Genomic DNA, 18,540 nt, shown 5'->3' with positions numbered 1-18,540 from the left:
GACGTGCCGTCGGGCCCCCTTCGAGTCGCCGGACCTCAGCCCGCCGTGACCGCCGCGCGCAGCTGCCCGTCGGGGCCGGCGAGCAGCACCGGGGTCTCCGGCCCGCCGAGGTCGCGTACGGCCGCGCGGTCCTCGTCGGAGGCGGCGTCGGCCGTCGACACGACGGCCGCGGCCTCCAGGGACTGGGCCCCACTGGCCACGGCCATCGCGACCGCGGTCTGGAGCGCGCTCAGCTTGAGCGACTCCAGGGCCACGGTCCCCGCCACGTACGTGCGGCCGGTCTCGTCCCGCACCGCCGCGCCCTCGGGCACACCGTTGCGGGCGCGGGCGCTGCGCGCCAGCGTGATGATCTTGAGGTCCTCGGCGCCGAGATCGCCGTGGTCGCGCTTAAGTGTCATGCCCCGAGCATAGGTCGGGGCACGGGGTCAGCTCTGCGCGGCCTTGGCCAGCTTGTCACCGGCGAGCTTGGCGAAGGTGTCGAACTCCTTCTGGCCGGCGGCGTCCGCGAGGTGCGCGAGCCGGGTCACGCCGGTGCCCTGGCGGGCGACCAGGATGTTCGACTCGATCTTCATGCCGAGCTCCGCGATGTTCAGCGTCATCCGGAAGGCGTGCGCCTCCTCGGCGCTCTGCGGGGCCGTGAGCTTCTTGATGTCGATGTTCATCGTGCCGCCGTCGGTCTTGGCGACGAACGAGGTGCAGGTGCCCAGCGCGGTGCCGATCGACGTGGTGTAGTCGGCGGCGCCGGTGCCGGCGAAGGTCATGATCTGCTGGCTCAGCTCGGATTCGGAGTTGCCGCGCTTGAAGTCGGCGCCCGGGCCCATGGTGGCACCCTCGACCTCGGAGTTGAGCAGACTGGCGAGCGGCTGGCACTCGGGCTTGTCCGCCGTCACCTTGGTCGGATCCGACGTGGCCTTGCTGGCCGTCCAGCCCGACGGCAGGTCCTTGGCCTCCAGGACGGCGGCCTTCATCTGGGCGGCCGTCAGCGGCGTGGCGGGCGCGGGCGCCGCGGACGTGGTCTGCTCGGCGGCCGGCTTGTCGGCCGACTTGTCCTTCTTCGCGTCGTCCTTGGCGGCGCCGCCACCGCACGCGGCGGTCAGCGAGAGCGCGGAGACGGCGAGAGCGGCGGCCAGTCCGTGGCGAATGCGAGTGCGCATGGTGAATGAGCCCTTTGCGGGTACGAGGGTGATGGGACAACCCGGCACCGGTGGGGGACGGCCGGATCGCGAGGAGAATATACGGGCCCGCTGACACCCCGTACGCCCAGAGTGCCGTTCAGCCCGCCACCGGATACATCGCCCCGCGCCGCCCCTCCGGGGAGACCAGCCACTGAAGCTTCCGCGCCGTCTTCTCCTCCGGCAGCGGGGTGTGCATGACGATCGCGAGGTCGGGCCGGGCGGGCACCCGCAGTTGGGTGGCCTCCAGGTACAGCGGGCCGACGAGCGGGTGCTCCAGGATCTTGCGGTTCTGGCCGCCCGGCATGATGTCCCGGCGCTCCCACAGCTCGGTGAACTCCGCGCTCACCTCCTTCGCCTCCTCCACCACCGCGCGGAAGCCGTCGTCGTCCGGGCACTCCGAGCAGGCCGCACGGAACTGGGCGACGACCTTCGGCGCGAGCTCCGCCCAGTCGGCCGCCCGGGAGCGGTAGAGCGGGTCGGTGAAGAAGGCGATCAGGCAGTTCTGGGAGATCTCCGGCCGCATGCCGAGGACGATCGACGCGGACTCGTTGTACTGGACGACGTTCCAGTACGCGTCCATGATGTGCGCCGGGAACGGCATCCACGCCTCGATGAGCCGTCGCAGCCCCTCGCACATGTCCCGGTCCTCCGGGGCCACTTCGGGCGCGGGCGGGTTGAGGCCGGCAAGGACGTACAGGTGGCGCCGCTCGGCCGGGCTGAGCCGCAGCACGCGGGCGACGGCGTCGAGGACCTGCGGGGAGACGGTGATGTCCCGGCCCTGCTCCAGCCACTGGTACCAGGAGACCCCGACGCCCGCGAGGACGGCGACCTCCTCGCGGCGCAGGCCGGGGGTCCGGCGGCGGGCACCGCCGTCCGGGAGTCCCGCCTCGGCCGGGGTGACACGGGCCCGACGGCTCATCAGGAACTCGCGCAGTTCGGCGAGTCGGTGCGCCTTGGTGTCATCGCTCTCGACCGCTGTGGCCACGTGTGCTTCCTCCCCCTGGATGCCTGGTGGTGCGACCAACAGGATAAGTTCCCGCTCCCCAGCCTTGTTCCCGCGCCGGGAGAGTCGTGGCCATGGCAACCGTCACCTCTCCCCCGACCGCCTCCGCTCCCCCGACCCTGACCGGCCGCGCCCGGCTCATCCTCGTCGTCCTGTGCGCCGCCCAGTTCATGGTGGCGCTCGACTTCTCCGTCCTGAACGTGGCGCTGCCGGTCCTCGGCGCCGACCTCGGCCTGAGCCACTCCGCCCTCCAGTGGGCGGTGACCGCCTTCGCCCTGCCGTCCGGCGGCTTCCTGCTGCTGTCCGGCCGGATCGGCGATCTGTACGGGCGCAAGAAGCTGTTCCTCGCGGGCCTCGCGCTTTTCGGCGCCGCCTCGCTGCTCGCCACCTTCGCCTGGGACCCGGCCTCGTTCCTCGCCGGGCGCGCCCTGCAGGGCCTCGGCGCGGCGGCGATCGTGCCGACCGGCATGTCCCTGCTGACCACGACCTTCCCGGAGGGGCCGCTGCGGGACCGGGCGCTCGGCATCTCCGGCACGCTGCTCTCGCTGGGCTTCACCGTCGGCATGATCCTGGGCGGGGTCATGACCGACACGCTCGGCTGGCGCTCCACCATGGGCCTGCTGGCCCTCTTCTCCCTGATCGTGCTGCCCCTGGCCCCCGGCCTGCTGCCCGAGTCCCGCACCCCGGACCGGCCCCGGCTCGACGTGCCGGGCGCGGTGACCGTCACCGGCGGTCTGCTCGCCGTGATCTACGCCCTGTCGACGGCGGCCGAGCGCGGCTTCGGCGGCGCGGACGTGCTGGTCACCCTGGTCCTCGGGGTGCTGCTCCTCGCCGCCTTCGTGGTCGTCGAGTCCCGCAGCGCGGCCCCGCTCGTGTCACTGCCGATGCTGCGGCGGGGCACGGTGGCCTTCGGCAACCTGGGCGGGCTCGTCACCTTCTCGATGATGTCCACGGTCGTCTTCGTGCTGACGCTGTATCTGCAGGAGACGCTGGGGCTCTCGTCCTTCGCCACCGGTCTGGTCTTCGGCGTGCAGGGCGTCCTGTCGGTCTTCGCCGGGACGCTCGCCCCGAAGGTGATCGGCCGGATCGGCGCCCGCCGCACCCTGGTGCTCTCGCTCGCGGGCCAGGGCCTGCTCACCGGTGCGCTGCTCGGCATCGGCGCCGAATCGGGCGCGCTGCTCGCCGGGGTCGCCGTCTCCCTGGCGTCCATGTGCCACCTCGGCGCGATCATCGCGTACGGGCTGACCGTCACCTCCGGTGTCCCGGACGCGGAGCAGGGTCTGGCGACCGGTCTGGTGACCACGACCCAGCAGGTCGGCCTCACCGTCGGCATCCCGCTGCTCGGCGTCCTCGCGACCACGGGCGGGGACCTGTACGGAGGTGTCCGCACGGTCCTCGCCCTGGACACGGCGATCGTGCTCGGGACGGCGGTTCTGGTCGCCCTGGGCCTGCGGCGGCGGTCCTGACAGTCCTGAGCAGTCCTGAGCCACGGCCGGGGGCGGGCTATGGCGCGGTGGCGGGCTATGGCCGGTGGCGGGCTACGGCCGGTCGAGGCGGAGCCGTACCGCCTTCGGAAGCCCGTCGACCACCAGGTCGTACGAGTCCTCGATGAGCTCCCGGACCATCCGGTCCGGGAGCCCGCCGACGGTCACCGTGTTCCAGTGGCGCTTGTTCATGTGGTAGCCGGGGGCGATGGCCGGATACTCCTCCCGGAGCCGTACCGCCTCCTCCGGATCGCACTTGAGGTTGACCCGCAGCGGACGGCCGTCGAGCCAGGACAGCGCGAACATCTTTCCGGCGACCTTGAAGACGGAGGTGTCCGGCCCGAAGGGGAACTCCTCCGTCGCGTCGTTGAACTCCAGGCAGAAGGCGCGCAGCTGGTCGGGCGTCATCCGGCTTCTCCTCCGACGGCCACGGGTTCCACGAGCACTGTCACGATCTTGTTCCGCCGGCCCGCGGGGGACTCGGCCGTCAGCCGCAGCGAGCGCCCGTCGGGCAGCTCCACGACCGCCTTGGCACCCGCGATCGGCACCCGGCCCAGCGCCTTGGCGAGCAGTCCGCCGACGGTCTCCACGTCCTCGTCGTCGTACTCGTCCGGGCCGAATCCGTACAGCTCGCCGAGGTCCCCGATGTCGAGGCGGGCGGTGACCCGGTAGCGGTCCTCGCCCAGCTCCTGGACCGGCGGGAGCTCGCGGTCGTACTCGTCGGTGATCTCGCCGACGATCTCCTCCAGGATGTCCTCGATGGTGACGATCCCGGCGGTGCCGCCGTACTCGTCGATGACGACGGCGACGTGGTTGCGCTCCTGCTGCATCTCGCGCAGCAGGTCGCCGGCGTTCTTGGTGTCCGGCACGAAGGCGGCCGGACGCATCGCCGTCGAGACGAGGTCCGCCTCGGCGTCGCGGTTGATGTGCGTCTTGCGGACCAGGTCCTTCAGATACACGATGCCGACGATGTCGTCCTCGTTCTCGCCGGTGACCGGGATCCGCGAGAAGCCGGAGCGCAGCGCGAGCGTGAGGGCCTGGCGGATGGTCTTGTACCGCTCGATGCAGATGAGGTCGGTGCGGGGCACCATCACCTCCCGTACGAGCGTGTCGCCGAGCTCGAAGACGGAGTGCACCATCCGGCGCTCCTCGTCCTCGATCAGCGACTCCTGCTCGGCGAGGTCGACCATCGCCCGCAGCTCGGCCTCCGAGGCGAAGGGGCCCTTGCGGAAGCCCTTGCCGGGGGTCAGCGCATTGCCGATGAGGATGAGCAGCTGCGGGATCGGGCCCATGACCCGGGCGAGCGGCAGCAGGACGTACGCGGCGGCGGTGGCCGTGTTCAGCGGGTGCTGGCGGCCGATGGTGCGCGGCGAGACGCCGACGGCGACGTAACTGACGAGCACCATCACGACGATGGCGACGAGCAGCGCCTCCCAGGTCTCGGGGAACTCCTCCAGGCAGGCGTACGTGACGAGGACCCCGGCCGCCATCTCGGCGGCGACGCGCACGAGCAGCGCCACGTTGAGGTAGCGGGTGGGGTCGGAGGCGACCTGGGCGAGCTTCGCGGCGCCGCGGCGCCCGGACCGTACGGCCTCGGCGGCACGGAAGCTGGAGACGCGGGCCATGCCGGCCTCGGCGCAGGCGGCCAGCCAGGCGACCACGACCAGCGCGACCGCGCCGAGGATGAGCGATGCGGTCATCGGGGGCTCAGGAGACGGTCGGGGCCGGGGACGGGCCGGTCAGGCCCTTCTCCGCGCGCCAGCCGTCGACGATCGCCGCCTGGAGGCCGAACATCTCGGCCTTCTCGTCGGGCTCCTCGTGGTCGTAGCCGAGCAGGTGCAGCACTCCGTGGACGGTGAGGAGCTGGAGCTCCTCGTCCATGGAGTGCTGCGTCGGCGCGTCCTTGCCCTGCTGGGTGGCGACCTCGGGGCAGAGCACGATGTCGCCGAGGAGCCCCTGCGGGGGCTCCTCGTCGTCCTTCGACGGCGGGCGCAGCTCGTCCATCGGGAAGGACATGACGTCCGTCGGGCCCGGCAGGTCCATCCACTGGATGTGGAGCTGCTCCATCGCCGCCTCGTCCACGACGATCACCGAGAGCTCGGAGAGCGGGTGGATGCGCATGCGGGCGAGGGCGTAGCGGGCGATGTCGAGGATCGCCTGCTCGTCGACCTCGGTTCCGGACTCGTTGTTGACGTCGATCGACATGGTGCTCAGTTACTACTTCCCGTTGCGGCTGTCGTACTGCTCGTACGCGTCGACGATACGGCCGACGAGCTTGTGCCGGACGACATCCTGCGAGGTGAGCATCGAGAAGTGGACGTCCGGAACGCCGTCCAGGATCTCGCGGACCTGGCGCAGACCGCTCTTCGTGCCGCCGGGCAGGTCGACCTGGGTGATGTCACCGGTGATGACGATCTTGGAGTCGAAGCCGAGGCGGGTGAGGAACATCTTCATCTGCTCGGGGTTCGTGTTCTGCGCCTCGTCGAGGATGATGAACGCGTCGTTGAGCGTCCGTCCTCGCATGTACGCCAGCGGCGCGACCTCGATCGTGCCCGAGGCCATCAGCTTCGGGATCGAGTCGGGGTCGAGCATGTCGTGCAGCGCGTCGTAGAGCGGCCGCAGATACGGGTCGATCTTCTCGTAGAGCGTGCCGGGCAGGAAGCCGAGCCGCTCGCCCGCCTCGACGGCCGGCCGGGTCAGGATGATCCGGGTGACCTGCTTGGACTGCAGGGCCTGGACCGCCTTGGCCATGGCCAGATACGTCTTGCCGGTACCGGCGGGGCCGATGCCGAAGACGACCGTGTGCTTGTCGATCGCGTCGACGTACCGCTTCTGGTTGAGGGTCTTGGGGCGGATGGTGCGGCCGCGGCTGGAGAGGATGTTCTGCGTGAGCACCTCGGCCGGGGTCTCCTGGCCTGCCTCCGCGTTGCCGTTCTCGCTCGCCCTGAGCATGGCGATCGAGCGTTCCACTGCGTCCTCCGTCATCGGCTGCCCGGTGCGGAGCACCAGCATCATCTCGTCGAACAGTCGCTGGATCAGTGCGACTTCCGCCGCCTCGCCCACCGCGCTGACCTGGTTGCCCCGGACATGTATGTCGGTCTTCGGGAACGCCTTCTCGATCACACGCAGAAGGGCGTCACCGGAGCCGAGAACGGTCACCATCGGATGCTTGGCGGGGACGGTGAAGTGGGCGCGGGCCTCGCCCGGCGCGCCATTGGGGGCTGTGGGTGTCTGAGTCATGGGCCGGCACTGAGGCCTGCACATACCTCCCGTTGCAGGGTTCTCGCCGCTCGACAACCTCTGGGATCCAAGCCTACGACTTGTCACTGACAAGGCCGAAGCGTTTTTACGGGGTCACGCGCTACGGCGGAAGCCGATCGTGGGGACGGCCCGGCGCAGGGGCCAGGGGCGGGTGGCGGCCGGGAGCAGCCGCTCCAGGAAGGCGTAGCGGCTGCGCAGCGCCTCCGGGTCCTGGCAGACGTGGTCCTGGACGTGCTCCCACCAGGCGGCGACCTCGCCCCAGCCGGGCGCGGAGAGCGAGCCTCCGAACTCCTGCACCGACAGCGCCGCGGTCAGTCCGGCGAAGGCCAGCCGGTCGGCGAGCGGCCAGTCCGCGAGGGTCCCGGTGACGAACCCGGCGACGAAGACGTCGCCGGCGCCCGTCGGATCGAGGGCGGAGACCTCGATGGCCGGCACCTCGGCGGTCTCGCCGGTGGCCCCGTCGACCGCGTAGGCGCCCTCCGCACCCAGGGTGACCACGGCGTAACGGACCTTGTCGGCGAGCGCGCGGGCGGCGGCCCGCGGGCAGTCGGTGCGGGTGTAGCGCATCGCTTCCTGCGCGTTCGGCAGGAAGGCCTCGCAGTGCTCCAGGTCGCTCAGGCCGTTCAGGTCCCAGCCGCCGGTCTCGTCCCAGCCGACGTCGGCGAAGACCTTCGCCCCGCCCCGTGCGGCCTGGGCGACCCACTCCTCGCTGCGCCCCGGTACGAGGGAGGCGACCGCGGCGCGCGCGTGCGGCGGGTAGGCGGGCAGGGCGCCGTCCAGCGGCGGGGCCTCGTGGCCGTGGGAGACCATCGTGCGCTCGCCCTCGTACGCCATGGAGACGGTCACCGGGGAGTGCCAGCCGGGCACGGTCCGCGAGAGCGAGAGGTCGATGCCCTCGCCCTGCTCCAGGGCGTCCCAGCAGTACTCGCCGTAGTGGTCGTCGCCGAAGGCGGCGGCGAGCGAGGTGCGCAGGCCGAGGCGGGCGAGGGCGGTGGCCATGTTGGCGACGCCGCCGGGGCTGGAGCCCATGCCTTTCGCCCAGGACTCGGTGCCGCGCACGGGAGCGCTGTCGAGGCCGGTGAAGATGATGTCGAGGAAGACCGTGCCGGTGAGGAAGACGTCGCAGTCGGGATCGGTGGGCTCGCGCAGGCGCACCAACGGGTCGACCCCGGCGTCGTGTTGCTGCTCTCCCCTTGCTGTGGTCACGGCAGGCTCCCCGGTCGTGGTGCGGATCAGGCCAGTGTGCCCGATGGGGGCCGGGCGGCGGGGGTGACGCAGCTCGAAAAGTGGCGCCTCCTACCCGGGGAAACCGACCCCAAACCCATAGTGACCCAGATCACAACCAGAAAGGGCGTATTCCGGCCTCTCCGGGCTTCTCGGGGCCCTCGGTCGCTTGATACAACAAGTCCCGCGATCCCGTGCAACACCGGGCGCTCCACCCCCTCTTCCTTTCGTTCCTGGAACGCCCATGTCGTCGCGCCCGCGTGCCCTGGGGCCCCTTGTCGCCCTGTTCACGGCCGGTTATCTCGCCCCGTACCTGCTGCCGACCGTCGTCGGCCGGCTCTCCGCCGGACTCGGTCTCACCCCCGCCGCCGCGGGCCTGGCCGGATCGGTCCTCCTGCTCGCCTCGGCCTCGGCCGGCTTCACCCTGGCCGCGCGCGTGGAGCGGCTCGGCCCGCGCAGGGCGGCGCGCATCGGCCTGCTGGCCATGTGCGCGGGCTACGGCTCGGCGGCACTGACCGCGAGCGTTCCGCTGGTGGTCGGCGGCGCGGTCGTCGGCGGTTTCGGCTCGGGTACGGCGACGGCGGTGGCCGCGGCCGGTATCGCGGCGGGGCGCGATCCGCACCGGGCGTCGACGCTCGGCCTGCTCTCGGTCTCGGCGACGGCCGGCGCGCTCTACCTCACACTCCCGCACCTCGGGGACGGCCACGCCCTGCCGTTCGCCTCGATCGCGCTGGCGGCGGCGCTGGTGTGGCCGCTGACGGGCGGGCTGGCGGGCGGGTCGGCGGGCGGGTCGGCGGATGGGCGCGTACGGACCGCCTCGACGGAGCGCGGCCAGGGCGGGGCCTCGCCGCTCCCCCACCGGCGTTCGGGGCTCGTCCTCGCCGCCGCGATGCTGCTCTGGTCCCTGGCGCAGAACGCCCTGTGGGGCGTGAGCGGCCGGATCGGACTCACCCAGGCCGGGCTGAGCGAGGTCACCGTCGGCGCCGTCTTCGCCGTGGCGCTGGGCGCGGGGCTCGCGGGGGTCACGGCGGCCGGGGCGCTCGGCTCGCGGCTGGGCCGCGCCGTCCCGATCGGGGCCGGCACGGCGGTGATCGCCGTCTGTGTCCTGGTCAGTTCGGCCGCGGGAGGCCTCGGGTCCTTCGCGACCGGCGAGATCCTGTGGAACGTGTTCTACCCGGTCGTCCTGTCCTACCTGCTCGGCCTGGCCGCGTCCCTGGACCCGCGCGGCCGCTGGGCGGTGCTCGTCGGCTCGGCGTCCTCGCTGGGCGTGGCCTGCGGCCCGGTCACCGGCAGCGTCCTGTCCGAGGCCGCCGGGTACCCGGGCATGGGCCTCGTCCTGTGCGCGCTGCTCCTGCTGGTCGCGGCCCCGATGACCGCGGTCGCCCTGCACACCTCCGGCCGCCCGCTGGTCCCCGGCTCCATCCACCGCCGCGGCGGCGCCCCGGCGGCGGTGGTCGCGGGCACGACGATCTCGCCCACGGGCCTCGTCCCCCAGATGGGCGCCCCGGAACAGCAGGTCACCGAATTCCCGGTCCCCACGCCCCGCAGCCGCAGAGACCGCCGCGCCTTCCACCTGGCCCGCCCGAGCGACCGGGGCTGAGCCTGTCGGGGGTAGGGGCCGGGGGTTTCCTTCCCCCACCCCGCCCCTTCCCGAAACCCTGCCAGGGGCTGGTGGGGGTGGGCCGATGTGGTGGCGACGCCCCCACGGCCCCCGAGGCGACAGCTTCGCGTCGCAGCGAGATCCCGCCCCCTGGGCGGAACATTCAGCCTCGCCGGCGTTTGAGGCGCGGGGTCTGGGGCGGAGCCCCAGTTCGGGAAGGGGCGGGGTGGGGAAGGAGCCCGCCGCAGGCGCCCCCGACCCGCACCGGAACCCGCACCGGAACCCGCACCCGAACCCCCGCCCGCCCCGCCCGCCCCCTACTCCGCGTCGAAGTCGTACGCGTCGACCTCCGCCAGATACCCCGCCCGCCGCTCCTCCTCGTCCTCCAGGAACGCCGCCTCGAAGGAGTTCCGCGCCAGCGTCCGCAGCTGCTCCCGCTCCAGCCCCAACGCCCCCCGCACCGCCTCGAACGTCTCCCCCACGTACCCCCCGAAGTACGCCGGATCGTCCGAGTTGACCGTCGCCATCAGCCCCACCGCCAGCATCGACGCCAGCGGGTGGTCCTCCAGGACGTCGATCGCCCGCAGCCGTACGTTCGACAGCGGGCAGAGCGTGAGCGGCACCCGCTCCCGGACCAGCCGCTCCACCAGCTCCGGGTCCTCCATGCACCGCAGCCCGTGGTCGATCCGCTCCACGCCGAGGACGTCCAGGGCCTCGCGGATGTACGCCGGCGGGCCCTCCTCGCCCGCGTGGGCGACCTTGCGCAGGCCGAGCGCCTCCGCCGCCGCGTACACCTCGCGGAACTTCGCCGGCGGGTGGCCGACCTCCGCCGAGTCCAGGCCCACACCGGTGATCCGGTGCAGATACGGCTTCGCGGCCTCCAGCGTCGCCATCGCCGACTCGGCGGACTCGTCGCGCAGGAAGCACATGATCAGCCGCGTCGAGACGCCGTGCCGCTCCTCGGCCCGGTCCAGCGCTCGGGCCAGGCCCTCGATCACCGTGCCGATCGGCACCCCGCGAGCCGTGTGCGCCTGCGGGTCGAAGAAGATCTCGGCGTGCCGCACCCCCTGCGCCGCCGCCCGCGCCAGATACGCGTCGGCGAGCTCGGTGAAGTCCTCCGCCGTGTGCAGGACGGCCATCAGCCCGTAGTACAGGTCCAGGAAGGACTGCAGATCGCTGAAGAGGTACGCCTTGCGCAGCTCCTCGGTGTCCGCGTACGGCAGGGTGACGCCGTTGCGCGCGGCGAGCGCGAACGCCAGCTCCGGTTCGAGGGTGCCTTCGATGTGCAGGTGCAGTTCGGCCTTGGGCAGGGGGAGGGGCATGGTGTGTCGTCTATCTCTTGGGGAGGGGGACCCTCATCAGGTCCTGGGCAATGCTCAGCTCGCCGTCGAACCCGGCCGCCCGCGCCTGCCGTTCGAACTCCGCGGGGTCGCTGTACCGCTGCGAGAAGTGGGTCAGGACGAGGTGCCGCACCCCCGCGTCGCGCGCGACGGCGGCGGCCTGTCCGGCCGTCAGATGGCCGTGGTCGGTGGCGAGCCGGACGTCCTCGTCGAGGAAGGTCGACTCGATGACGAGCATGTCCGCGCCCTCGGCGAGCGCGTGGACGCCGTCGCAGAGCCGGGTGTCCATGACGAACGCGAACCGCTGACCGCGCCGTACCTCGCTGACGTCCTCCAGCGTCACGCCGTCCAGGACACCCTCGCGCTGGATCCGGCCGACGTCGGGGCCCTTGATGCCGTGCGCGGCGAGCCGTTCGGGAAGTATGCGGCGCCCGTCGGGCTCGGTGAGCCGGTAGCCGTACGACTCGACGGGGTGCGAGAGCCGGTACGCGTCCAGGGTGTACGACTCGGTGGCGGCGAGCGGGCCGTCGGCGGCCACCGGGGTCTCGGTCAGTTTCACGGTCTCGCGGTAGGCGGTCGCGTACCGCAGCCGCTCGAAGAAGCGCTGTCCGCTCGCCGGGTAGTGCGCGGTGACCGGGTGCGGCACCTGGTCGAGGTTGATGCGCTGGATCACGCCGGCCAGGCCGAGCGAGTGGTCGCCGTGGAAGTGCGTGACGCAGATCCGGTCGATGTCGTGGGCCGCGACGCCCGCCCGCAGCATCTGCCGCTGGGTGCCCTCGCCCGGGTCGAAGAGGATGCCCTGGCCGTCCCAGCGGAGCAGATAGCCGTTGTGGTTGCGGTGCCGGGTCGGGACCTGGCTGGCGGTCCCGAGCACGACGAGTTCACGTACGGACAAGAGAAGGCTTTCTATCCGGGGGGCCAGTTGAGGCCGCGGCCTCCGAGGACATGCGCGTGGGCGTGGAAGACGGTCTGGCCCGCGCCCGCCCCGGTGTTGAAGACGACCCGGAAGCCGCTGCCGTCGACCTTCTCCTGCGCGGCGACCTCGCCGGCCTCGCGCAGCACGTCGGCGGCGATGGTCGGCGCGGCCGTGGCGAGGGTGGCGGCGTCGGGGTAGTGGACGCGCGGGATGACGAGCACGTGCGTGGGCGCCTGAGGGTTGATGTCGCGGAACGCGACGGTCGTCTCCGTCTCGCGCACGATCGTCGCCGGAACCTCTCCGTCCGCGATCTTGCAGAACAGGCAGTCGCTCTGCGGCTCTCCGGCCATGGCCCGGGCCTCCTCGCCTTGGTGATCAGTTACCCGGGCATCGTATCGGCCGCACGAGCCCGCGGTGCGGGCGTCGGGCGGCCCGCCGGGCGGCCCGCCGGGCGGGGTGGTGGGCGGGGCGGCGCCGGGCTCCGTGCCCCGGACCGGACCGGACCGGGCAGGGCAGGGCCGGAACGGCGGCCCCGGGGCGTTACCTCCCGCGCTCCGACGCCGGGGCGCGACGACCGAGGGCTGAGCGGCTTGCCCAGTACGTGATGACCACCGCCCAGAACAGCGGCGTGCCGAGACCGCCGACAACCCCCGCGTCCGCCCGCCACAGCGCGAGCGACACGACCGAGTGCAGGCCGAGCAGGCCGACGGCGACCGCCATCGCGAGGACCGGTCTGCAGCCACGGGCCACCAGGAGGAGCGGGCGGCGCAGCCGCGGCGGCACCCGCCGGGTGATCCACAGCGCCCAGCCGGCCCAGCCGCCGACGAGGACGGCCGCGCCGATCAGATACGGGACGAGGGCCTCGCTCCCGGTCGCGCCGGTGCGCACCGGAGCCGAGCCGAGGGCCGCCGCGAGGAAGCCGGCCAGGGCGACCCAGCGGGCGCCCGCGACCGTGCCCCAGGCCATGGTCTCCAGGTTGTAGCGGGCCTGCCGGTCGTCGATGTCGAGCGCCGCGGACTCGACGAAGCCCTCGGCGGCCTTCGTCCACGCCCCGCGCCGGAACCAGCGGCGGCGCAGATGGAGCAGGGAGAGGTTGTTGTGCGCCTCGCTGCTCTGCGGGTCGAGCCGCAGAGCCGTCTCGTAGGCCCGCTCGGCGACCCGGTGCTCGCCGTTGCGGTGGGCGGTGAGGCCGACGAGGAAGTGCGCGTCGCTCTCCTGGGGGGCGAGCGCGACGGCGGTCCTGGCCGCTTCGTACGCCTCGCGCCGGCGCTCCTTGCGGACGGACCGGTCGAGGACGGTGCCGAGCGCGTAGTGGCTGCCCCAGTAGTGCGGGGCGAGTTCGACGGAGTGCCGGGCGGACCGCTCGGCCTCCTCGTACTCCTTCAGCGCGAGCAGGATGTGGGTGCGCATCAGGCAGCCGGGCAGCGAGTCCGGTTCGGCGCGCAGGGCCCGTTCGACGGAGTCGAGGGCGTCCCGCTCGCGGCCCAGGCGGTGCTGGCAGCGGGCCAGGAGGACGAGCGCGGTGGCGTCGTCGGGCTCGGTCGCCAGATGACCGGCGACGAGCGCGGCGGCCTGCTCGTAGCGTCCGACGTCGAAGAGCGCGTCGGCCCGCTCCATCGCCCGGCTCATCAGATCTTGTCCCGGTCGTGCGTGATGCTGAGCAGATTCGGTACGAGCCCGAGCCAGAACAGGATCTGGGGGACGAGGCGGTCGGTCCACGGCACGGCGACGATCAGCAGCGCGCACAGGGTGGCGAGCGTGGCCTGCCCGAGGACGACGCGCGGCCAGAACTCCCGCCGCACCAGGGCGCGTACGGTGAGCTGCGCGCCGGTGCGCATCCGCCGGTAGCGGCGCCAGGCGCCGAATCCCCAGACCGCCGCCATCAGGCACACGGCCCAGAGCCGGGTGCCGAGGTGGATCGGCAGCTCTTTCGGCTCCTGGCCGTCGGACGGGAAGATGTCCGCGGTGACGCCGGCCATCACGAGGCACAGCAGGGCGAGCCACCGGGTGCCGCGCAGCATCCGGTAGACGGCCTTGTCGAGCTCCTTGCGCAGCTGGTCGGACCCGGGGGCGGCGGCGAGCCCGGCGGCGTACGTGTCGGCGGCCTTGGCGGCCGACGTACCGGGCCTGGCGGCCTCGCGCTCGGTGCTCACCGTCACGGCGACGGTGTGCGTCGGGTCGATCCGCAGCAGCTGGCGTACGGCCTCCTCGGCCGTCTCCGTCCGCTCGTGGAAGGAGGCGACCCTGTACATCGTCTCCCAGGGCTGGGCCTCGTCCGGTCCGATCCGCACCGCCTCACGGGCCTCGCGGAGCGCCTCCTCCGGGCGGTCCGGGGCCAGTTCGAGCAGCAGCTCGGCGAGCTGCCTGCGCGGGCCCCATGCGTCCGGATCGATGCGGATCGCCTGGCGCTGCGCCGCGTCGGCCTCCGGCAGCCGGCCCAGTCGGCGCAGGGCCACGCCGCGCACGAAGTGGGCGTCGAGGTACTCGGGTTCGAGCCGCAGCGACTCCAGACCGGCGGCGAGTGCCTCCGAGGGCCGCCCCAGGGTCAGGAGGCACTGGCCGAGCACCACCCACGCCTGATGGTCGTCCGGATCCTCGGCGAGGCGGCGGCCGATCAGCTCGTGGCTCTGCTCCGGGCGACACATCTCGTAGAGCAGCCGCGCCTGTTGGACCTGTGGATGCGTGGTCACAGCTTGCGCTTCTTCTTCAGGTAGGCGACCAGGTCGTCGTACATCCCGCCGTCGTTGGCGAACATCGCCACGTTGCGCGCGGAGGCGAACCAGGACTCGCTCGACGGCTTGATCTGCTTCGCCGCGCCCAGCAGATCCTTCATGTTGATCATGCGAACGGTGCCGGTGCGGGCGGAGTCGAGGAGCGCCGACTCGGCGGCGGTCTCGCAGACATGGGCGAGGTCGGCTCCCGAGAAGTCCTCGGTGGCCTTGACGAGCTTGCCCAGGTCGACCGACTCGATGGGGCGTTCGCGCAGGTGGTAGCGGAGGATCGCCTCGCGGGCGGGGGCGTCGGGCGGCAGCACGAGCAGGGTGCGGTCGAGGCGGCCGGGGCGGCGCAGCGCGAGGTCCACGTCCCAGGGGACATTGGTGGCGGCGAGGACGAACACGCCTTCGTTCTCGGCCCCGTCGATGCCGTCGAGCTCGGTGAGGAGCTGGTTGACGACATTGCGCAGTCCGCTGTGGTGGGTGCGCGAGCGCTTGGCTCCGAGCGCGTCGAGCTCGTCGAGGAAGACGACGCAGGGCGCCTGCGCGCGGGCGGTCTCGAAGATGTCGTGGACGTTCTTCTCGGACGTGCCGATGTACATGTCGAGGATGTCGGAGAGCGAGATCGACATGAAGCTCGCGCCGAGCTCACCCGCGACGGCACGGGCGATGAACGTCTTGCCGCAGCCGGGCGGGCCGTAGAGGAGCAGGCCGCCGCGCAGGGACTTGCCGTACAGCTTGCGCAGTTCGGGGTTGCGCATGGGGGCGAGGAAGGCCGCCTCCAGGCGGTCCTTGACCTCCTGCATGCCGCCGACGTCGGCGAGGCGTACGGAGCCGGGGCGGTCGACGTCCCAGGCGGACACGTCCCCGGCGTCACCGCTGCCGTCGGAGGTGAGCGGTGCCTCCGTCCCGGTGTCATCGCCGGTGACGAACCGCGGGCCGACGAGGTCCCCGACCTCCTGCTCGGCGGCGGCCCAGTCGAAGGCGGGGGTGTCGGGGACCTCAGGGGCCGGGGGCGCCGCGGGGGCCTCCTGGGCCGCGGTGGGTACGCCCATCGCGCGGATCATCAGGGCGCGGGCGGCCTCGTCGCCCGGCGCGTGCTGGAGCGCGACCGCGGCCTCCGTGACGGCCTCGTCGTTCCGGCCCTCGGCGAGGAGCAGTTCGGCGAAGTGCAGCCGCAGGTGCACGTCTTCGGGCGCGGCGGTGACGGCGGCGCGCAGACTACGGATCAGGGGAGACTCGTCGGACATGCGGCCAGCCTAGGGAGCGGCCCCGGCCCCTCGTCCACCGGGTTCCGGAAGATCTAGGGTGGCCGGATGAGACGCGAACGGGTGCCGCGCAGGCTGGTGGTGGGCGAGACCGTGTGGCTGTGGTCGGTGGGGCACGCGCACACCGCGACCCGGGACGCCCGTGGCTTCCCCGTCTACCCGGACTGCCGCGAACTGCTGACCCTGCGGCGCGCGGACGCCCGCCACGCCCAGCTGCGGCTGGTGTTCCGGGCGGGTCCGGGGCGACTCGTACCCGATGGGTTGGGCCCGTCCGGCTCGATCGGCGACCGGGCGGGCCGGGATCTCAACCTCCACGAGCCGGGCGTCGTCCACGGGTTGCTCGCCGAGGCCGAGGCCCGGGGCCTGTCTCCGGTCGCGCACGGGGTGACGGAGGTGGACGGCTGGCCGCTGTTCGACGCGCTTGTGTCGGGGCAGGCGCACCGGGTACCCCAGGACCAGGCGCCCTAGGACCAGCGGCTAGGACCAGCGGCCCGTCCGGCCGAGGAGCAGCGCGGTGGCGGCCGTTCCGGCCGTGGAGGTGCGCAGCACGCTGTGGCCGAGACGGTACGGCTTCGCTCCCGCCTCCTCGAACACCGCCAACTCCTCTGGGGAGACGCCCCCTTCGGGCCCGACGACCAGCACGATCTCGCCCTCGGCGGGGAGTTCGGCGTCGGCGAGCGCGCCGCTGGGGTGGTCGCGGTCCTCGTGCAGGACGGCGGCGAGGTCGGCCCCCGCGAGGAGCGCCGCCACCTGCTTGGTGCTCATCAGGTCGGCGACCTCGGGGAAGCGGGTGCGGCGCGACTGCTTGCCGGCCTCGCGCGCGGTGGCCCGCCACTTGGCGAGGGCCTTGAGGCCGCGGTCGCCCTTCCACTGGGTGATGCAGCGGGACGCGGCCCACGGCACGATCGCGTCGACGCCGGTCTCCGTCATGATCTCGACGGCGAGTTCCCCCCGGTCGCCCTTGGGCAGCGCCTGGACGACGGTGATACGAGGGGTCGGGGCCGGCTCCTCGTACGTGGCCGAGACCTGGACGGTCAGCTCGTCCTTGCCCTCGGCGGTGAGGACGACGCAGTCGGCCCACGTGCCCCGCCCGTCCGTGAGGACGAGCTCCTCCCCCGCGCGCAGCCGCTTCACGGAGACGGCGTGGCGGCCCTCGGGGCCGTCGAGAAGGAAGGTTCCGGTGCCGGGGACGGCATCGACGACGAAGACGGGGGCGGTCATGAGGCGCTCCTGTGGGCCTGCTCGGAGAGTGCGGTGTCGAGTTCGGCGGCCAGCACCTCGACCAGTTGTCCCGCCGGGAGTTCGCGGGCCAGCCGGTGTCCCTGGCCGGCCCACAGGGCCATCCCCTGCGCGTCACCGGCGGTGGCGGCGGCCTTGCGCAGGGGGCTGGTGAGGTGATGGATCTCGGGGTAGGCGGCGGGGGCGTACGGCCCGTGCTCGCGCATGAATCGGTTGACGAGCCCGCGGGCCGGGCGGCCGGAGAAGGCCCGGGTGAGCTCGGTGCGGACGAAGAGGGGGTTGGTCAGGGCCTGCTTGTGCAGCGTGTGCGCGCCCGACTCCGGGCAGACGAGGAACGCCGTGCCGAGCTGGGCGGCGTCGGCCCCGGCGGCGAGGACGGCGGCGATCTGCGCGCCGCGCATGATCCCGCCGGTCGCGACGATCGGCAGCTGCACCGCCTCCCGGACCTGGGTGACGAGCGTCAGGAGCCCGGTCCCGGCGAGGGCGGCGTCGGGGTCGTCGCGGTGCGTGCCCTGGTGTCCGCCGGCCTCGACGCCCTGCACGCAGACGGCGTCGGCGCCGGCCCACTGCGCGGCCTGGGCCTCCTCGGCGGAGGTGACCGTGACGATCGTGTACGTACCGACGCGGGCGAAGGCGTCGAAGGTGTCGCGGCCGGGGCAGCCGAAGGTGAAGGAGACGACGGGGACCGGTTCCTCCAGGAGGATCGCGAGCTTGGCGTCGTACGCGTCGTCGCGGCCGCTGTCGGTGTCGCCGAGCGCCGTCTCGTACCAGGTGGCCTCGCCGGCGAGCTGGTGCCGGTAGACCTCGATGGCGGCGGGGTCGGCGGGCTGTCCGCTCGGCGGCACGAAGAGGTTGACGCCGAAGGGCTGCCCGGTCAGCCCGCGTACCTGCTTGATCTCCTGGTACAGACCGCCGGCGGTCTTGTACCCCCCGGCCAGAAACCCGAGCCCGCCGGCCTCGCACACGGCACCGACGAGCTGAGGACAGGATGCGCCACCCGCCATGGGGGCCTGCACGATCGGGTAACGGGAAAGATCGTTCAGTGCGGTGGTGGACATGCAGGCATCGTGTCATGGCGGCGGGCCGGGACCGAATCCGTGGTTCCGGTGGTACGACCAAGGGGCGACGCCCGCGAATCCCGCGGGCGCCGCCCCTTCCGCACGGTGGCCTACCGGCCGTTGAACGCGTCCTTCAGACGCGAGAACAGACCCTGCCGCCCCGGCTGACTGTGCTCACCCGGGGGACCCCCGGACCCCCGGCAGCCACGCCTACCGCCCGTTGAACGCGTCCTTCAGACGCGAGAACAGACCCTGCCG

19 protein-coding genes are annotated in these 18,540 nt (G+C 72.7%); 3 read left to right on the top strand and 16 right to left on the bottom strand.

What is annotated here, in order from left to right:
• Window positions 1-35 precede the first annotated feature (35 nt).
• The 3 genes from FDM97_RS06995 to FDM97_RS06985 form a co-directional block, all read right to left on the bottom strand.
• A complete protein-coding gene (locus tag FDM97_RS06995; RefSeq protein WP_137989385.1) occupies window positions 36-398 on the bottom strand; it encodes a cytidine deaminase in 363 nt (120 codons plus the stop codon).
• A gap of 27 nt (window positions 399-425) precedes the next feature.
• Window positions 426-1,154 carry a hypothetical protein gene (locus FDM97_RS06990; RefSeq protein WP_137989384.1) on the bottom strand — a complete coding sequence of 243 codons (729 nt, stop codon included), beginning with the start codon at window positions 1,152-1,154 and terminating at the stop codon, window positions 426-428.
• Window positions 1,155-1,272: 118 nt separating this feature from the next.
• Window positions 1,273-2,160 carry a helix-turn-helix transcriptional regulator gene (locus FDM97_RS06985; RefSeq protein WP_175439049.1) on the bottom strand — a complete coding sequence of 296 codons (888 nt, stop codon included), beginning with the start codon at window positions 2,158-2,160 and terminating at the stop codon, window positions 1,273-1,275.
• A 92-nt stretch (window positions 2,161-2,252) separates the two neighbouring features.
• Between FDM97_RS06985 and FDM97_RS06980 the strand changes: the two genes are divergently transcribed.
• On the top strand, window positions 2,253-3,644 hold the full coding sequence (locus tag FDM97_RS06980) for an MFS transporter (RefSeq protein ID WP_137989383.1): 1,392 nt from the start codon (window positions 2,253-2,255) through the stop codon (window positions 3,642-3,644).
• Window positions 3,645-3,716: 72 nt separating this feature from the next.
• Here the strand turns inward: FDM97_RS06980 and FDM97_RS06975 are convergent, their stop codons facing one another.
• The 5 genes from FDM97_RS06975 to FDM97_RS06955 form a co-directional block, all read right to left on the bottom strand.
• Window positions 3,717-4,070: an MmcQ/YjbR family DNA-binding protein gene (locus FDM97_RS06975; protein ID WP_137989382.1), complete on the bottom strand. Its 354-nt coding sequence runs from the start codon at window positions 4,068-4,070 to the stop codon at window positions 3,717-3,719.
• Window positions 4,067-5,362 carry a hemolysin family protein gene (locus FDM97_RS06970; protein ID WP_137989381.1) on the bottom strand — a complete coding sequence of 432 codons (1,296 nt, stop codon included), beginning with the start codon at window positions 5,360-5,362 and terminating at the stop codon, window positions 4,067-4,069. The genes FDM97_RS06975 and FDM97_RS06970 overlap by 4 nt, the downstream gene beginning before the upstream one ends.
• Before the next feature lie 7 nt (window positions 5,363-5,369).
• Window positions 5,370-5,867, bottom strand: a complete 498-nt coding sequence (gene ybeY / locus FDM97_RS06965) for an rRNA maturation RNase YbeY (protein ID WP_137989380.1) — start codon at window positions 5,865-5,867, stop codon at window positions 5,370-5,372.
• Between the two features lie 12 nt (window positions 5,868-5,879).
• Window positions 5,880-6,902, bottom strand: coding sequence for a PhoH family protein (locus FDM97_RS06960; RefSeq protein ID WP_137989379.1), 1,023 nt, complete (start codon window positions 6,900-6,902; stop codon window positions 5,880-5,882).
• Between the two features lie 114 nt (window positions 6,903-7,016).
• Complete coding sequence (locus FDM97_RS06955; protein WP_137989378.1) at window positions 7,017-8,129, bottom strand: carbohydrate kinase family protein; 1,113 nt, start codon at window positions 8,127-8,129, stop codon at window positions 7,017-7,019.
• A 262-nt stretch (window positions 8,130-8,391) separates the two neighbouring features.
• On the opposite strand from FDM97_RS06955, the gene FDM97_RS06950 reads away from it, so the two are divergent.
• Window positions 8,392-9,747 (top strand): MFS transporter, encoded by a 1,356-nt coding sequence (locus tag FDM97_RS06950; RefSeq protein ID WP_137989377.1) that lies wholly within the window; start codon window positions 8,392-8,394, stop codon window positions 9,745-9,747.
• Window positions 9,748-10,064: 317 nt separating this feature from the next.
• On the opposite strand, the gene FDM97_RS06945 is transcribed toward FDM97_RS06950, so the two are convergent.
• The 6 genes from FDM97_RS06945 to FDM97_RS06920 form a co-directional block, all read right to left on the bottom strand.
• Complete coding sequence (locus FDM97_RS06945) at window positions 10,065-11,069, bottom strand: adenosine deaminase (RefSeq protein ID WP_137989376.1); 1,005 nt, start codon at window positions 11,067-11,069, stop codon at window positions 10,065-10,067.
• 10 nt (window positions 11,070-11,079) lie between these two features.
• On the bottom strand, window positions 11,080-11,982 hold the full coding sequence (locus tag FDM97_RS06940; RefSeq protein ID WP_137989375.1) for a ribonuclease Z: 903 nt from the start codon (window positions 11,980-11,982) through the stop codon (window positions 11,080-11,082).
• Window positions 11,983-11,993: 11 nt separating this feature from the next.
• Window positions 11,994-12,353 (bottom strand): histidine triad nucleotide-binding protein, encoded by a 360-nt coding sequence (locus FDM97_RS06935; protein WP_137989374.1) that lies wholly within the window; start codon window positions 12,351-12,353, stop codon window positions 11,994-11,996.
• A gap of 190 nt (window positions 12,354-12,543) precedes the next feature.
• On the bottom strand, window positions 12,544-13,632 hold the full coding sequence (locus tag FDM97_RS06930; protein WP_137989373.1) for a tetratricopeptide repeat protein: 1,089 nt from the start codon (window positions 13,630-13,632) through the stop codon (window positions 12,544-12,546).
• Entirely contained in the window at window positions 13,632-14,693 is a 1,062-nt protein-coding gene (locus tag FDM97_RS06925; RefSeq protein ID WP_137989372.1) for a tetratricopeptide repeat protein, read from the bottom strand. The genes FDM97_RS06930 and FDM97_RS06925 overlap by 1 nt, the downstream gene beginning before the upstream one ends.
• The gene (locus FDM97_RS06920) at window positions 14,690-15,967 is read right to left on the bottom strand and encodes an ATP-binding protein (RefSeq protein ID WP_137989371.1); all 1,278 of its coding nucleotides are present in this window, start codon (window positions 15,965-15,967) and stop codon (window positions 14,690-14,692) included. Before FDM97_RS06920 ends, FDM97_RS06925 begins: the two co-directional genes overlap by 4 nt.
• Window positions 15,968-16,033: 66 nt before the next feature.
• On the opposite strand from FDM97_RS06920, the gene FDM97_RS06915 reads away from it, so the two are divergent.
• Complete coding sequence (locus FDM97_RS06915; RefSeq protein WP_254705523.1) at window positions 16,034-16,453, top strand: hypothetical protein; 420 nt, start codon at window positions 16,034-16,036, stop codon at window positions 16,451-16,453.
• A 9-nt stretch (window positions 16,454-16,462) separates the two neighbouring features.
• Here the strand turns inward: FDM97_RS06915 and FDM97_RS06910 are convergent, their stop codons facing one another.
• The gene (locus FDM97_RS06910) at window positions 16,463-17,206 is read right to left on the bottom strand and encodes a 16S rRNA (uracil(1498)-N(3))-methyltransferase (RefSeq protein ID WP_137989370.1); all 744 of its coding nucleotides are present in this window, start codon (window positions 17,204-17,206) and stop codon (window positions 16,463-16,465) included.
• Complete coding sequence (locus FDM97_RS06905) at window positions 17,203-18,282, bottom strand: nitronate monooxygenase (protein WP_137989369.1); 1,080 nt, start codon at window positions 18,280-18,282, stop codon at window positions 17,203-17,205. The genes FDM97_RS06910 and FDM97_RS06905 overlap by 4 nt, the downstream gene beginning before the upstream one ends.
• Window positions 18,283-18,540: the final 258 nt, after the last annotated feature.

The organism is Streptomyces vilmorinianum (assembly GCF_005517195.1).
In the GTDB taxonomy this organism is placed as follows: Bacteria; Actinomycetota; Actinomycetes; order Streptomycetales; family Streptomycetaceae; genus Streptomyces; species Streptomyces vilmorinianum.
Note: the sequence above shows the minus strand (reverse complement) of the source record. Positions and strands in the feature narration are given on the sequence as shown.